The organism is Rhizobium sp. WSM409 (assembly GCF_057653825.1).
This window is the reverse complement of record NZ_CM172794.1, coordinates 4221375-4236152: the sequence shown is the minus strand read 5'-3', so window position 1 is coordinate 4236152 and position 14778 is coordinate 4221375. Positions and strand designations below refer to the sequence as shown.

General features: G+C 62.7%; 10 protein-coding genes and 1 pseudogene. 6 read left to right on the top strand and 5 right to left on the bottom strand.

Annotated elements, in window-relative coordinates:
- Positions 1-41: 41 nt before the first annotated feature.
- The 3 genes from AC25BC_RS20855 to AC25BC_RS20845 form a co-directional block, all read right to left on the bottom strand.
- Positions 42-1220 carry a glycosyltransferase family 4 protein gene (locus tag AC25BC_RS20855; protein ID WP_128438337.1) on the bottom strand — a complete coding sequence of 393 codons (1179 nt, stop codon included), beginning with the start codon at positions 1218-1220 and terminating at the stop codon, positions 42-44.
- Between the two features lie 248 nt (positions 1221-1468).
- Positions 1469-1705: an Lrp/AsnC ligand binding domain-containing protein gene (locus AC25BC_RS20850; protein WP_012759409.1), complete on the bottom strand. Its 237-nt coding sequence runs from the start codon at positions 1703-1705 to the stop codon at positions 1469-1471.
- A 68-nt stretch (positions 1706-1773) separates the two neighbouring features.
- Positions 1774-2682, bottom strand: a complete 909-nt coding sequence (locus tag AC25BC_RS20845) for a LysR family transcriptional regulator (protein ID WP_041935595.1) — start codon at positions 2680-2682, stop codon at positions 1774-1776.
- An 84-nt stretch (positions 2683-2766) separates the two neighbouring features.
- On the opposite strand from AC25BC_RS20845, the gene hglS reads away from it, so the two are divergent.
- From hglS to AC25BC_RS20815, 6 genes are all read left to right on the top strand, one after another.
- Positions 2767-4197 carry a 2-oxoadipate dioxygenase/decarboxylase HglS gene (gene hglS, locus AC25BC_RS20840; protein ID WP_113546732.1) on the top strand — a complete coding sequence of 477 codons (1431 nt, stop codon included), beginning with the start codon at positions 2767-2769 and terminating at the stop codon, positions 4195-4197.
- 68 nt (positions 4198-4265) lie between these two features.
- A complete protein-coding gene (locus tag AC25BC_RS20835) occupies positions 4266-5549 on the top strand; it encodes an NAD(P)/FAD-dependent oxidoreductase (protein WP_012759406.1) in 1284 nt (427 codons plus the stop codon).
- Positions 5550-5594: 45 nt separating this feature from the next.
- On the top strand, positions 5595-7133 hold the full coding sequence (amaB, locus tag AC25BC_RS20830) for an L-piperidine-6-carboxylate dehydrogenase (protein ID WP_012759405.1): 1539 nt from the start codon (positions 5595-5597) through the stop codon (positions 7131-7133).
- A gap of 212 nt (positions 7134-7345) precedes the next feature.
- On the top strand, positions 7346-8362 hold the full coding sequence (locus AC25BC_RS20825; RefSeq protein WP_128438336.1) for an iron ABC transporter substrate-binding protein: 1017 nt from the start codon (positions 7346-7348) through the stop codon (positions 8360-8362).
- Positions 8363-8511: 149 nt separating this feature from the next.
- Positions 8512-10179, top strand: a complete 1668-nt coding sequence (locus AC25BC_RS20820) for an ABC transporter permease (RefSeq protein ID WP_128438335.1) — start codon at positions 8512-8514, stop codon at positions 10177-10179.
- Positions 10176-11213 (top strand): ABC transporter ATP-binding protein, encoded by a 1038-nt coding sequence (locus AC25BC_RS20815; RefSeq protein ID WP_012759402.1) that lies wholly within the window; start codon positions 10176-10178, stop codon positions 11211-11213. Before AC25BC_RS20820 ends, AC25BC_RS20815 begins: the two co-directional genes overlap by 4 nt.
- Positions 11214-11338: 125 nt before the next feature.
- Here AC25BC_RS20815 and AC25BC_RS20810 read toward each other — a convergent pair whose 3' ends face one another.
- Both AC25BC_RS20810 and AC25BC_RS20805 read right to left on the bottom strand, forming a co-directional pair.
- Positions 11339-12673 (bottom strand): glucoamylase family protein, encoded by a 1335-nt coding sequence (locus tag AC25BC_RS20810; protein ID WP_012759401.1) that lies wholly within the window; start codon positions 12671-12673, stop codon positions 11339-11341.
- A 255-nt stretch (positions 12674-12928) separates the two neighbouring features.
- Positions 12929-14769 (bottom strand): annotated as a pseudogene (locus AC25BC_RS20805) (ABC transporter ATP-binding protein).
- Between the last annotated feature and the right edge of the window lie 9 nt (positions 14770-14778).

Genomic DNA, 14778 nt, shown 5'->3' with positions numbered 1-14778 from the left:
GGCAAGCGAATCTGAAAGATCGCGGCGCGCTTTAGGCGGGATCAGCTGCTTTCCGCGGCAACGACATCAAGCGATCTGTAGAGATCGATATAACGTCCGGCGACGATATCCCAGGAATAGCCGCGGGCGGCGTCGAGAAGCTCGGTGCGAACGGTCTCCGGCTGGCGCGAAAGGCCTTCATAGGCCGCTTCGATCGCCGTGGCGGCGCTCTCAGGATTGGTGAAATCGGCAAGCATGATTGCGGGATGCCGGGCGGCAAGCGTCGCAAAGGCATCGTTGGCGTTCAGCACCGGCAGGAGGCCGGCGCTCATCGCCTCCAGCGCCACCAGGCCGAAACCTTCATATTCCGAGGCGGAGGCGAAGAGCGAGGCTTCTGCGATGATGCGCCGGATGGTGTCGTTCTCGGGCGACACATGCAAGGTGACGCGGCCGGAAAGATGACGGCTTTCGATTGCGCCTTCGACATCCGCCCGGTTCAGGTCGGATTCGGCGCCGACAATGTCGAGATGCCATTCCCGGTCGCGGGTCTTCAGCTTGGCCATCGCATCGAGCAGGTGATCCAGCCGTTTGTTTACCGAAAACCGGCCGATCGTGACGATGCGGCGCTTTGCCCGACGCGAAGCGGTGTCGGCGAATTTGGCGATATCAGCGCCATTTTCGATCAGAAGGCTGTCGGGCACGATCTCGGAAAACTGCTTGAGGTCGGAGGCGCTGCAGCAGACGACGCGGCGGTAAGCCATCGCCGAAGCGCGGGTCAGCGTCCGGAACCAGATCTTCTTGATCGTCGCGTATTTCCGCGTGTGGAAGAAGCCGCCATGAGTGGTGACGATCATCGGCTTGCCGTGCAGCAGCCGGCCCCAGGCGAGCGCATCGAAGAAGAAGTCGATGGCATGGACATGGACGAGATCGGCATCGGCGAGATGGCGGAAAACCTCAGGCGCCAGCGGATAACGGCTGGTGCCGAACCAGGGAATGCGCACCACCTCGATACCGTCGATACCTTCGCGAGGCGGCAGCTTATCCTCTGGGGCGGTGAAGAGCGAATCCAGCGTGACGACGCGCACGCGATAACCGCGGCGTACCGTCTGGCGGGCGAGATTGGCGACCACGTCTTCGAGGCCGCCGCGGTTGGGCAGGAACTGGCGCACGACATGGACGATCAGCGGGGCTGTTTCCAACTGCGGCTTCGCGCGCGCCCAATCTGCCTCGACGATCGACATTTTCCACCTATCGCTGCACGTGCCGGCCTGCGCTGACGCGGGCCCGTGATAGCAACGACCAGACATGCCCGGCGTTAAGGCGCGGTTTAGGCGACGTCCTGCCAAGGCGATTCTTCGCGAAAAAGGTTAACCGTGTCTGACGGGGATTCAGAGCGTTTCCGTTTTTCTCGAATCACGGAAACGCTCTATCTCTTTTGTTTCACGCAATTCCGGACGCAAAACCGCTGCGCACTTTTGCTGGAATTGCTCTAGAACGCCTTGAAGGTTAGCGTCGTCAGCGAGCGGATGATGCCGGGAATATTGGCGATGTTGTCGTTGATGAATTTGCCGATATCCTGGCCTTCCTCGATATAGACCTTCAGCAGCAGATCGTAGTCGCCGCTGGTCGAATAGAGCTCCGAGACCAGTTCGGTCTGGTAGATGGCGTCGGCGACATCATAGGTCTTGCCGGGTGCGCATTGGAGCTGGACGAAGATCGGCTTCATGGAGATTTCCTGCAAAGTTGTTTGGATCGCATAATGGTCGAAAGCGCCATGCCGATGCAAGCCGTTCGTCACGCAGTCAGATTGGCGGCCGCTTCGGCGATGATCCAGTCGCGAAAGGCGGCAAGTGGCGCATAATCGGCACGCTCGGGCGGAAAGGCGAGATAATAGCGCTCGCGGCTCTCCATTTCACGGTCGACAGCGGCGACGAGATCGCCGCGCCTGATCTCCTCCTGCATCAGGAATGTCGGCAGCAGGGCGACGCCGAGGCCGGCGATCGCCGCCTGCGCGGCGGTGGCGAACTGATCGAAGAGCATGCCGTGCACATTTTCGAAGGAAACGCCGTTGCCGGCGAACCATTGCTCCCAGGCGTCAGGGCGCGTCGTCAGGTGCAAAAGCGGAGCAGCGAGCAGATCCTCTGGCGCTTTGATCGCATATCGCTTCAGAAAATCCGGACTGCAGGCCGGCACCGTGCGCTCCGACATCAGAAGCGCGAGTTCGGCGCCCGGCCAGTGCGGGTGGCCGAAATGGATGGCGGCGTCGATCGAATCGAGGCGAAAGTCGAAAGGCGAAAGCCGGGTCACCAGATTGATGGTCACGCCGGGATTGGCGACGAGAAAGCGTCCCAGGCGCGGCGCCAGCCAGCGCGTGCCGAAGGTCGGCAGGATGGCGAGATTGAGCGTGCCGCCATGCGGATTGGCGCGCAGGTTCAGCGAGGCGCTCGATATCCGCCGCAGCGCTTCGCGAATCTCGCGGGCATATCCGTCACCGGCAAGCGTCAGCAGCATGGTCTGGCGTTCGCGCAGGAAGAGCTCGACGCCAAGCTGCTCCTCCAGCGCGCTGACCTGGCGGCTGACGGCGCTCTGCGTCAGATCGAGTTCGCGCGCCGCTGCCGTCACGCTGCCGGTGCGGGCAACCGCCTCGAAGGCGGCGAGATGCGAGATCGATGGCAGAAAACGTCTAGACGTCAGCATGGTCATTCCGTTTCAGAATGGGCTATTTCCGAAATAGCGATATTTGCCGCTTTCTGGCGCGTGTAAAGAGGTTCATCCTGCAAAAACGGAATGAGCCGGAGTTTCCCAATGCCGCAAGCCTTCGTTTCCCCAGACCGCATCCGATCACTGTTTACCGAGTCGATGTCGCAGATGTACCGGGCGGAGGTGCCGCAATACGGCACGCTGATCGAACTGGTGGCGGATGTGAATGCCGGCTGCCTCGAAAACGATCCTGACCTGCGCGATCGCCTGGCCCGCGCCGGCGAGCTGGAGCGCATCGATGTCGAGCGTCACGGCGCTATAAGGCTCGGTACGGCCGACGAGCTTTTCACCATCCGCCGGCTGTTTGCGGTCATGGGCATGCAGCCGGTCGGCTACTACGATCTTTCGGTCGCCGGCGTGCCGGTTCATTCCACCAGCTTCCGGCCGATCGACGAGGCAGCACTCAACGTCAATCCATTCCGCGTCTTCACCTCGCTGCTGCGACTGGAACTGATCGAGGACGAAGGGCTGCGCGGCGAAGCCGAAGCCATTCTGGCGAAACGGCGGATCTACACGCCGCGCGCCGTCGCGCTGATCGAGCGCCACGAGCAGAACCGCGGCCTGACCGAGGCGGAAGCGACGGAATTCGTCGCCGAGGCGTTGGAAACCTTCCGCTGGCATGGCGAAGCGACAGTCAGCGCCGACACCTACAAGCGCCTGCACGACGCCCATCGGCTGATCGCCGACGTCGTCAGCTTCAAGGGACCGCACATCAACCATCTGACGCCGCGCACGCTCGATATCGACGCCGTCCAGGCCCGCATGCCGGAACGCGGCATCACGCCGAAGGCTGTCATCGAAGGGCCGCCGCGCCGTCATTGCGATATCCTGCTGCGACAGACGAGCTTCAAGGCGCTGGAAGAAACGATCGCCTTTTCCGATGATGACGGTGCGATTCAAGGGACACATACCGCCCGCTTCGGGGAGATCGAACAGCGCGGCGTGGCGTTGACGGCGAAGGGCCGGGTGCTCTACGACCAACTGCTCGCCTCGGTTCGCGGCGAGGTGCAGGTGGGCGCCGGCGGCGCCAAGGCCGGCGCCTACGATCACGAACTCGCTGCGCGTTTCAAGGCACTGCCGGATAGTTGGGACGAGCTGCGCAGGGCGGGTCTGGCCTTCTTCCGCTATTCCGCGACGCCTGCGGGCATTGTCGCCGCGGCCGGCAGCACGCTGCCCGGCGATCCGGAGGCGCTGATCGCCAAGGGTTATCTCGCCTTCACCCCGATCGTCTACGAAGACTTCCTGCCCGTCAGCGCGGCCGGCATCTTCCAGTCGAACCTCGGTACCGACCAGCAGCAGAACTATGCGACCCGCTCGAACCGTGACGCCTTCGAGGCAGCACTCGGTGCTACCGTTCAGGACGAGCTGGCGCTTTACGCCGAACGCCAGGCCGCATCGCTGGATTCGGCGCTGGCCGCGCTCGGCCTTGCGGGCCTGCCGTTGAAGACCGTTGCGTGAAATGGCAGGTTCAACACTTTCTTTTTTGCATTAGAGTATCCGCGATTTCGCTCTGATCGGACTGAGCCATGCTGAATGATCCGCGCTCCCACGGCCTCTGGGAAAAGACAGCGCCCGAAGCGCCGACGACCTCGCCTCTCGACGGCGCGGTATCGGCCGACGTCGTCATCGTCGGCGGCGGTTACACCGGCCTCTCTTCCGCCCTGCATCTTGCCGAAGCCGGGTCGAAGGTGGTGTTGCTGGAGGCGAAGGAGATCGGCTTCGGCGGTGCCGGGCGCAATGTCGGGCTGATCAATGCCGGCATGTGGGTGATGCCGAACGATCTGCCCGGCGTGCTCGGCCCGGTGCATGGCGAACGTCTGCTCGATCTGCTCGGCAATGCGCCGAAGCTGGTCATGGAGCTGATCGACAAACATCAGATTGCCTGCGAACTCGAACGGAACGGCACGCTGCATTGCGCGGTCGGCGCGGGCGGTCTGAAGGAGATCGAGGATCGCGCGGCGCAATGGTCTGCCCGCGGCGCAGCCGTGACGCTGCTCGACGCGGCGGAGACGGCAAAACGCATCGGCAGCGATGCCTATTCGGGTTCGCTGCTCGACAAACGCGCCGGCACGCTGCAGCCGCTTGCCTATGCGCGCGGCCTTGCCCATGCCGCCGTCAAGGCCGGCGTCGCCATTCACACATCCAGCCCGGTCATCGCGACGGAGCGCAATGGCAGCCGCTGGACCGTGAAGACGGCAAGCGGCGAGGTCAGCGCGGAGTGGATCATCGTTGCAACGGATGCCTACAGTACCGGCCCGTGGGAACAGGTGCGCAGCGAACAGGTGCATCTGCCCTATTTCAATTTCGCCACCGTGCCGCTGGGCCACAATCTGCGCCAGTCGATCCTGCCTGGGCGAGAAGGCGCATGGGATACCAAGGAAATCCTCTCCTCCTTCCGCATGGACCAGGCCGGCCGTCTCGTTTTCGGCAGTGTCGGGGCGCTGCGCAATACCGGACTGGCCGTACACAAGGGCTGGGCCAAACGCGCATTGAAGCGGCTCTTCCCTGTAATCGGCGACGTCGAATTCGAGTGTGAATGGTATGGCCAGATCGGCATGACCGACAATGCGCTGCCGCGCTTCCACAAGTTCGCACCTGGTGTCGTCGGCTTTTCGGGCTACAATGGCCGCGGCATTGCCCCCGGTACGGTCTTCGGCCGTACGCTGGCGGAGCATATCCTCGGCCGGCTTCCGGAAGCCGATCTGCCGTTGCCGCTGACTTCGCCCACCGAGCCAAGCTTCCGTGCACTCAAGGAAATATGGTACGAAGCCGGCGCTCAGGTCGCCCATTTCGCCGATGCCCGCTTCTGAGAAGCGATGCACGCTTCTGAGAATAATAAGATTGGAAACACGACAATGACCATCGCCGTCCTCGATCTCGCCACCGAAACCGCCAAGCTGCTTGCCGAACTCGGCGTCGATGCCGGCCGCTATCACGGCGGCACGCTTTCCGTCACCTCGCCGGTCACCGGCAAGGAAATCGGCAAACTCAGGGAACATTCCGTTTCCGAGACGAAGGCGGCGATCGAAGCGGCGCATCAGGCCTTCCTCGAATGGCGTGCCGTGCCGGCGCCGAAGCGCGGCGAACTGGTCCGCCTGCTGGGCGAGGAACTGCGCGCCTCCAAGGCGGCGCTCGGCCGTCTCGTTTCGATCGAGGTTGGCAAGATCACTTCGGAAGGTCTGGGCGAAGTGCAGGAGATGATCGACATCTGCGATTTCGCGGTCGGCCTTTCCCGTCAGCTTTACGGCCTGACGATCGCCACTGAGCGATCCGAGCACCGGATGATGGAAAGCTGGCATCCGCTCGGCGTGATCGGCATCATCTCCGCCTTCAACTTCCCTGTTGCCGTCTGGTCGTGGAATGCCGCACTTGCGATGGTCTGCGGCAATTCCACCGTCTGGAAGCCCTCGGAAAAGACGCCGTTGACGGCGCTTGCCGTGCAGGCGCTGTTCGAAAAGGCGCTGAAGCGTTTCGTCGCCGAGGGCGGTAGCGCACCGGCCAATCTGTCGACGCTGATCATCGGCGGCCGCGAGGTCGGCGAAGTGCTGGTCGATCATCCGAAGATCCCGCTGGTTTCCGCCACCGGCTCGACGGCCATGGGCCGCGCCGTCGGTCCGCGCCTGTCGCAGCGTTTTGCCCGCGCCATTCTCGAACTCGGCGGCAACAATGCGGCGATCGTCTGCCCGTCGGCCGATCTCGACCTGACGCTGCGCGGCGTTGCCTTCTCCGCCATGGGTACGGCCGGCCAGCGCTGCACGACGCTGCGCCGTCTCTTCGTCCACGAGAGCGTCTACGATCAGCTGGTGCCTAGACTGCAGAAGGCCTACGGCTCCGTCACCATCGGCAATCCGCTCGAAACCGGCACGCTTGTAGGACCGTTGATCGACGGCCAGGCTTTTAAAAACATGCAGGCAGCGCTTGGCGAGGCGAAGTCGGCCGGCGGCACGGTGACCGGAGGGGACCGCGTCGAAAGCGGTTCGACCGAGGCTTTCTACGTTCGCCCGGCGCTCGTGGAAATGCCTGATCAGACCGGACCGGTGGAGCACGAGACCTTCGCGCCGATCCTCTATGTGATGAAATACAGCGATTTCGACGAGGTGCTGGCGCTGCACAATGCCGTGCCGCAGGGGCTGTCGTCGTCGATCTTCACCAACGACATGCGCGAGGCCGAAACCTTCGTCTCCGCCCGCGGTTCGGATTGCGGCATCGCCAACGTCAACCTCGGGCCATCGGGCGCCGAGATCGGCGGCGCCTTTGGCGGCGAGAAGGAGACCGGCGGCGGCCGTGAATCCGGCTCGGATGCCTGGAAGGCCTATATGCGCCGCTCCACCAACACGATCAATTACGGCAGGACGCTGCCGCTGGCGCAGGGCGTCAAGTTCGACGTCGAATAAGCTGGCGGCAAAAGGCTGCAAAAGAGAGGCGGCGCTCGGGAAGCGCCGCCTTTTTTGCCAAATCGAGATTTATTCCCCTGTAATATGAAATATTTAGTCAAGATATTGTGATGGCTTTTCCGACCAAGCCAAACTTGAAATCGGCAGTCAGGAAAAATATACGCCTCTCATCGCCCTTGGAGAGCTCGGGTGACATCGTCACGGAGGCCATCATGAAAATTGCTCTTAACCGTTTTTCGCTCGCGCTTGCCGCTTCGCTTCTCTCCGCCACCGCGCTCGCAGGCAGCGCCCAAGCGCAGGACGAAGGTCTCGTCGTTTACAATGCCCAGCACGAAAGCCTCGGCCGCGAATGGATCGACGCCTTCTCCAAGGAGACCGGCATCAAGGTCACCATGCGCCAGGGCAGCGACATGCAGTTCGCCAACCAGATCATCCAGGAAGGCGACGCCTCCCCGGCGGATGTCTTCCTGACCGAAAATTCGCCGGCAATGACGCTGGTCGATGGCGCGGGCCTCTTCGCCCCCATCGAAAAGGAAACGCTGGATCAGGTTCCGGATCAGTATCGCCCGGCTGACGGCATGTGGACCGGCATTGCCGCCCGTACCACCGTTTTTGCCTATGACAAGACCAAGCTCACCGAAGACAAGCTGCCGAAGTCGATGCTCGATCTGGCAGATCCCGCCTGGAAGGGCCGCTGGGGTGCAGCACCTGCCGGTGCAGACTTCCAGGCCATCGTCGCTGCCCTGCTGCAGCTCAAGGGCGAAGATGCCACCAAGGCATGGCTGAAGGGCCTGAAAGACAATGCCACGCCCTACAAGGGCAACAGCGTCGCGATGAAGGCCGTCAATTCAGGCGAAGTCGAAGGCGCTGTTATCTATCACTATTATTGGTTCGGCGATCAGGCCAAAACAGGCGAGAACAGCAAGAATGTTGGTCTGCACTACATCAAGAACCAGGATCCGGGCGCTTTCGTCAGCGTTTCGGGTGGCGGCATCCTGAAGTCCACGCAGCACATGAAGGAAGCCCAGGCTTTCCTGAAGTTCCTGACAAGCAAGGCCGGCCAGGCAGTCCTCAAGGACGGCGATTCCTATGAATATGCCATCGGCAAGGATGCGCCCTCCAACGACAAGCTCACTCCGCTTGCCGATCTCAATGCCCCGAAGGTCGAAGCTTCGACCCTCGACAGCAAGAAAGTCGTGGAGCTGATGACGGCTGCCGGCCTGATCTAAAGCGTGGCGCGCCACACTTTAGATCTTTCGTTTTCCGCATGTCGTCGTCGCAAAACCGCGGCACACTTTTGCGCGACATGCTTAGACCTTTCTGCCGCAGGCGTCTTCCGGCCAAAACTATTGCATTTGGCTCAAGAAAACCTTAGGGCATGACGATATCCGGCAACCGCCTTTCAAAGGCGGTTGCCTTCCTTTTTCAGCGTGTAAAGGCATCGGCCTTGCTGCAGGACAACAGATTGCTCGCATCCGGCAACCAGGCGCCGGTCGCGCCGAGGGCCACGCGAATGGCTTTGCCGCGCGGACGCATGCCGCACGCTTCGGTGATCCTCCTCGCAACCGTCGTCGCGATCTTCAGTCTCGTGCCGCTCGGCTTCATCGGCTGGGTAACCTACGATGTCGGCTGGGAAACGGTGAAGGCCCTGGTCTTCCGGCCACGCGTCGGCGAACTTCTCGTCAATACGGTCCTTCTGGAATCGATCACCATCCCGGTGTCGATCGCGCTTGCGGTGACGCTCGCCTGGCTGACCGAGCGGACGGACATTCCTTTCGGCCGGCTCTGGGCCTGGCTGGCGATCGCTCCGCTCGCCGTGCCTGCCTTCGTGCACAGCTATGCCTGGGTCAGCCTCGTTCCCGGCATGCGCGGCCTGCAGAGCGGTGTCTTCGTCTCGGTCATCGCCTATTATCCGTTCCTCTACCTGCCGGTCGCCGCAGCGCTGCGCCGTCTCGATCCGGCTATCGAGGATGCCGCGGCCTCGCTGGGCCTCAATCCCTGGCGCGTCTTCTTCCGCGCCGTGCTGCCGCAGCTCAGGCTCGCCATCTGCGGCGGTTCTCTGCTGATCGCGCTGCATCTGCTTTCGGAGTACGGCCTGTTCGTGATGATCCGGTTCGACACGTTCGCGACGGCGATCGTCGACCAGTTCCAGTCCTCCTACAACAGCCCGGCCTCCAACATGCTCGGCGGCGTGCTCGTCGCCTGCTGTCTTTTTCTGCTCGGATTCGAGGTGTTGGTGCGCGGCAACGAACGTTATGCCCGCGTCGGCGCGGGTTCGCCACGCCCGACGGACCGCCGCCGCCTGGGCTGGTTGGTGGTGCCCGCCGTTTTGCTGCCTGTCCTCCTGGCGGTTCTGACGCTCGGCGTCCCGTTGGTGACGCTTGGCCGCTGGCTCTATCTCGGCGGCACCGATATCTGGCGCATCGAGGTCGGCAGCGCCTTCCTGCAGACGATCGTGCTTGCCGTCGTCGGCGGCGTGCTGGCGACGATTGCGGCAGCACCGATGGCCTGGCTTTCCGTGCGGGCGCCCGGCCGCCTCCAGCGCGTGCTCGAAGCCTGCCACTATTATGTCGGCTCGCTGCCGGGCGTCGTCGTGGCGCTGGCGCTGGTGACCATCACCGTGCGTCTCGTGCTGCCGCTCTATCAGACCTTCGCAACGCTGCTCGTCGCCTATGTGATGCTTTTCCTGCCGCGCGCCATGGTCGGGCTGCGTGCCAGCATCGCCCAAGCGCCGGTGGAACTGGAGCGCGCCGCGATGGGTCTCGGCCGCACCCCGGGCCAGGCGGTGCGGCAGATCACCATGCGGCTTGCCGCACCCGGAGCGGCTGCCAGCGTCGCGCTGGCCGCACTCGGCATCACCAATGAACTCACGGCGACACTGATGCTGTCGCCCAACGGCGTCGACACGCTGGCGACGAAATTCTGGTCGCTGACCAGCGAGATCGATTATGTCTCGGCCGCCCCCTACGCCTTCATGATGGTCGTGCTGTCACTGCCGCTCACCCTGATGCTCTATACCCAATCGAAACGGACCGCCGGCCAATGACGCTGCTCACGATCGAAAACATCAGCAAGCGCTATGGCCCCGTCCAGGCGCTGAAGGATATTTCGCTCGAAGTCTCGGCCGGAAGCCGCACGGCCGTCGTCGGCCCGTCCGGTTCAGGCAAGACGACGCTGTTGCGCATCATTGCCGGCTTCGAGCAACCCGATGTCGGCAGGGTGACGCTGGACGGCGACCTGCTCGCGGACGGTCCGGCGACAGTACCGGCGCATAAACGCGGCATCGGCATCGTCTCGCAGGACGGCGCGCTGTTTCCGCACTTAAGCGTTGCAGAAAATATCGGCTTCGGCTTCGAACGAAGGGCAGCCGATCGCGAGAAGCGCATCGTCGAGTTGCTCGATATGGTCGAACTCGACCGCGGCATGCTGGCGCGGCGTCCGCATCAGCTTTCCGGCGGGCAGCAGCAGCGCGTGGCGCTCGCCCGCGCGCTCGGCCGTAAGCCGCGGCTGATGCTGCTCGACGAACCTTTCTCGGCACTCGATACCGGCCTGCGTGAAAATATGCGCAAGGCGGTTGCGCGCGTGCTGCAGGCGGCCGGCATCACCACCATTCTCGTCACCCATGATCAGGAAGAGGCTCTGACCTTTGCCGATCAGGTCGCGGTTCTGAGGGAGGGACGGCTGATCCAGGCCGGGTCGCCGCAATCCTTGTACCTGCATCCGCGCGATCGCGAGACGGCACTGTTTCTCGGCGATGCCGTGCTGCTTCCCGCCATCATCCGCAACGGCTTGGCAGACTGCGCCCTTGGCCATGTCGCCGTCGAAGGCAGCCGTCAGGGCAAGGCGGAGATCATGCTGCGTCCCGAGCAGATTCGCGTCGTTGCCGATGAAGGCGATCGCAACTATGGCGGGCGTGTCGTCGAAGTGGAATTCGGCGGCGCAGTCTGCACCGTCGCCGTCTCGCTCGAAGGTGTGGCGTTGCCGCCGATCCTTATCAAGACCTCGAGCGTCGCTCTTCCGGCGCGGGGAGACCTCGTTCGCCTCGATATCGCCGGCAAGGCGCATGTCTTCGAGAACTGATACCATGCGACAGCTCTAAAGCGCGTCACGATCTTTCAGATTCGCTCCTCGCACTTTAGGCCTTTGTTTTTACGCATGTCGTTGTCGCAAAACCGCTGTACACTTTTGCGCGGCATGCTCTGGACCTAGCCGACCTTGCGTACCACTTCTTCGGGCTCGATGCCTTCGAGCCAGCCACCGGTAAAGCCGGCGCGCTCGAGCCCGAGGCGGATGACCGGCGATTGCCGCATCAGTTTCCAGATGAAATCCGAACGGTCGTTCTCGATGGTCATGACGACAAGGCCCTGGTCGATGCCGACGGTGCGGTCGTCGACCCAGCCTTCCGGCCGCTTGGTCTTGACCGTCGGATTGAAGCCGCCGGGAAAACCGCCTTCCAAGAGCAGGTTCGGATAGGTGGTCAGAAGCGCCTTGGTGCCGTCGAGAGCCGCCTGCTTGTCGTAGGGCAGGCAGGCAAGGGCTGCCCAGGGTGCGATCGTGCCGTCATCCGGGCCGAGCGGCGCTCCGCGGGCGGCGTAACCCAGAACCTTCGGCTGGCGGCCGCCACGCATGCGCCGTGTCGGCGGCGGGCCGTCACAGGCAGAGAAACCCCAGATATTCCTGTTGTAGCCGACGAACTGGCCGGGATTGCGTTCGGCATAGTCACGCTGGACGTTGATCATCACCTGCGTGTTGCGGAAATAGTCCCAGTTTCGCTCCGCCATCGGCTTGTCCTGAATGGTGCGGAAATCGATCCAGGCATGCGAGAACAGGTGGATGAACAGCGGCCCGGCATAGAGATAGGACTGCTCGCCATGCAGCATCCAGGAATAGCTTGACGTAAAGGCGTCGTAGCTCGATTGCGGTATCGGGTGCGTCGGCGAAGCGAGCGCCAGCGTATAGAGGATGATCGCCTCGTCGAAGCCATGGTAGCGCCAGCGCAAGAAGCCGGAAGAGGGCTTCCAACCCATGGCAATGGTGTCGCCCTTGTTCAGCGCCCAGCGCCAGTCGACGCGCTCGTAGATGAAGGTCGCGAGTTCCCGGATTTCGGTTTCCGTCTCGTCGTCTTCCCGATTGAAATATTGCGCAGCCGTCAGGATGCCGGCGACGAGCAGCGCCGTGTCGATGGTCGAAAGCTCGCTGTTCCAGGCGCGATGGCCGGTATCCATGTGCAGGAAATGGTAGAAGAAACCGCGGTGGCCGGTCGCGTGGCGTTCCTCGCCCTGGCGCGCCTCGGCAAAGAACCGCAGCGTGTTGACCGTGCGTTCGGCTGCCTCCTCGCGGCTGATCCATAAACGCTCGACACCAACAGGATAAGAGGAAAGCGCAAAGCCGACGGCTGCGATGCTGCACGGAACCCCGCCGATCGACGTATCCGCCACCAGGCCATTTTCGGGATTGGTATATTTCAGGAAGTACTTGAACGCCGAATGCTGCAGCCTGTCGACGAGTGCTGCATCAATGTCTTCAATCCGTTGCAGCATAGGCTCCTACCCAACTGTTGCATCGCCCCATGCTTCAACATGGGGGCCGTCCCCGGGCAAATCAAACCTTTTTGATTCGCAAGGATAAGAGAACACAAAAGGGTGGAATCGGTCGTTAATAATTATCGGCAAAATAATATCTAGCAGAAGTCATATAAGCGGTGCAGCAAAAAAGACGGTCCGCGCGCCACCGGCGCGGGTTATTTTCCCGCAATACTTGTTATCCTGATGCTTTGGAGAGTGGTTTTTTCGCGTTCAGGCGGCTTCATCGACCCTCACCAGATGGCCTGCCGTCACTTCCCGGTATCGGCGTGGCGGCGCGACGTAGCCGACCGGGCGGACAGGGCTCTTGAGCTCGTCGGTTCCGAGGTTGCGCTTGATGCCGCGCCGTGAGGGGTCGGGAACCGGCACAGCTGCCATCAGCTTCTTCGTGTAGGCATGCTGCGGGTTGCTGAACAATTCCGCACGTGGACCGATCTCGACGATCTCGCCGAGATACATCACCGCGACGCGGTGGCTGACGCGCTCGACCACCGCCATATCGTGAGAAATGAACAGGAAGGCGAGGTTGAGGCTTTGCTGCAGGTCCATCAGCAGATTGCAGACCTGTGCCTTGATCGAGACATCGAGGGCTGAAACGCTTTCGTCGGCGACGATCACCTTCGGATCGAGTGCGAGCGCGCGGGCGATGCAGATGCGCTGGCGCTGACCGCCGGAAAATTCATGCGGATAGCGTTTCATCATATCGGGTTTCAGCCCGACGCGTTCGAGAAGATCGGCCGCCTTGTCGCGGGCCTGGGCGCCGGTGCCGAGGCCGTGTTCGGTGATGGGTTCGGCGACGGCCGCGCCGACGGTCATGCGCGGGTTGAGGCTGGCGAAGGGATCCTGAAAGATCATCTGGATGCTGCGGCGCATCCGTCTGAGACTGGCCGCGTCAAGGCTCAGCACATCATAACCGTCGAGGCTGACACTGCCGCCGTTCGGCTGGACGAGGCGGGTAATCGAGCGACCGGTGGTCGACTTGCCGCAGCCGGATTCGCCGACGAGCGACAGCGTCTCGCCCTGGAGGAGATCGAAGGAGACATCCTCGACCGCATGGATCGCGCCGGTCTTGCGGCCGAGCAGGCCGCCGCGGATGTCGAAACGGGTAACGAGGTTCTTGACTTCGAGGATCGGTGTTCGCCGGCGGTCGACGGTATCGGCCACCTCGATCGGCTCGCGGCGTTCGCCGGTCGTGGTATCGACGACTGGGAAACGCAGCGGCCATTTCCGGTCGGCCATCGAGCCGAGGCGCGGCACGGCCGAGAGCAAAGCGCGGGTATAGGGATGCCTGCCGCGATGGAAGATGTCGTCGGTCGTGCCGGTTTCCACCGCCTCGCCGCGATACATGACGATGGTGCGGTCGGCGATTTCGGCGACGACACCCATGTCGTGGGTGATGAAGAGAACGGACATGCCCTCTTCTTCCTGCAGCATCTTGATCAGGTCGAGGATCTGGCCCTGGATCGTCACGTCGAGTGCTGTCGTCGGCTCATCGGCGATCAGCAATTTCGGCCGGCTGGCGAGCGCCATGGCGATCATCACGCGCTGGCGCATGCCGCCTGAGAACTGGTGCGGATATTCGTCGAAGCGCGAGGCGGCGTTGGGGATGCGGACCTTTTCCAGCAGGCGCACGGTTTCGGCCCGCGCCTCGGCCTTGCCGATATCGCCGTGGCAGGTCAGCGCTTCGGAGATCTGGCGGCCGATGGTGAAGATCGGATTGAGGGAGGTCATCGGCTCCTGGAAGATCATGGCGGCGTCGTTGCCGCGCACCCGGCGCATCTCCTTTTCCGAAAGGGTGAGAACATCCTTGCCGTTCAAGGTGATGGCGCCATCGATGCGGCTCGATCCCTTGGCGAGAGAAGCCGCATGATCGAAAGGGAGGTGACGCTCTTGCCCGAGCCGCTTTCGCCGACGATAGCCACCGTCTCGCCTGGCATGACGTCGAAGGAGACGTCGCGCACCACCGGCTTCCAGTCGCCATCGACGAGGAAGGAGGTCGTCAGGTTCCTGACCGAGAGAACCGGGGAGGCGGGGGCTGAAGAAACATCAAGCATGTCGTTGCC

Bases quoted from the DNA above. Each gene is read 5' to 3' on its own strand.
- AC25BC_RS20815 (WP_012759402.1), top strand. From the start codon at position 10,176: ATGACGCTGCTCACGATCGAAAACATCAGCAAGCGCTATGGCCCCGTC.
- AC25BC_RS20835 (WP_012759406.1), top strand. From the start codon at position 4,266: ATGCTGAATGATCCGCGCTCCCACGGCCTCTGGGAAAAGACAGCGCCC.
- AC25BC_RS20850 (WP_012759409.1), bottom strand. From the start codon at position 1,705: ATGAAGCCGATCTTCGTCCAGCTCCAATGCGCACCCGGCAAGACCTAT.
- amaB (WP_012759405.1), top strand. From the start codon at position 5,595: ATGACCATCGCCGTCCTCGATCTCGCCACCGAAACCGCCAAGCTGCTT.
- AC25BC_RS20810 (WP_012759401.1), bottom strand. From the start codon at position 12,673: ATGCTGCAACGGATTGAAGACATTGATGCAGCACTCGTCGACAGGCTG.
- hglS (WP_113546732.1), top strand. From the start codon at position 2,767: ATGAGCCGGAGTTTCCCAATGCCGCAAGCCTTCGTTTCCCCAGACCGC.
- AC25BC_RS20855 (WP_128438337.1), bottom strand. From the start codon at position 1,220: ATGTCGATCGTCGAGGCAGATTGGGCGCGCGCGAAGCCGCAGTTGGAA.
- AC25BC_RS20825 (WP_128438336.1), top strand. From the start codon at position 7,346: ATGAAAATTGCTCTTAACCGTTTTTCGCTCGCGCTTGCCGCTTCGCTT.
- AC25BC_RS20845 (WP_041935595.1), bottom strand. From the start codon at position 2,682: ATGACCATGCTGACGTCTAGACGTTTTCTGCCATCGATCTCGCATCTC.
- AC25BC_RS20820 (WP_128438335.1), top strand. From the start codon at position 8,512: ATGACGATATCCGGCAACCGCCTTTCAAAGGCGGTTGCCTTCCTTTTT.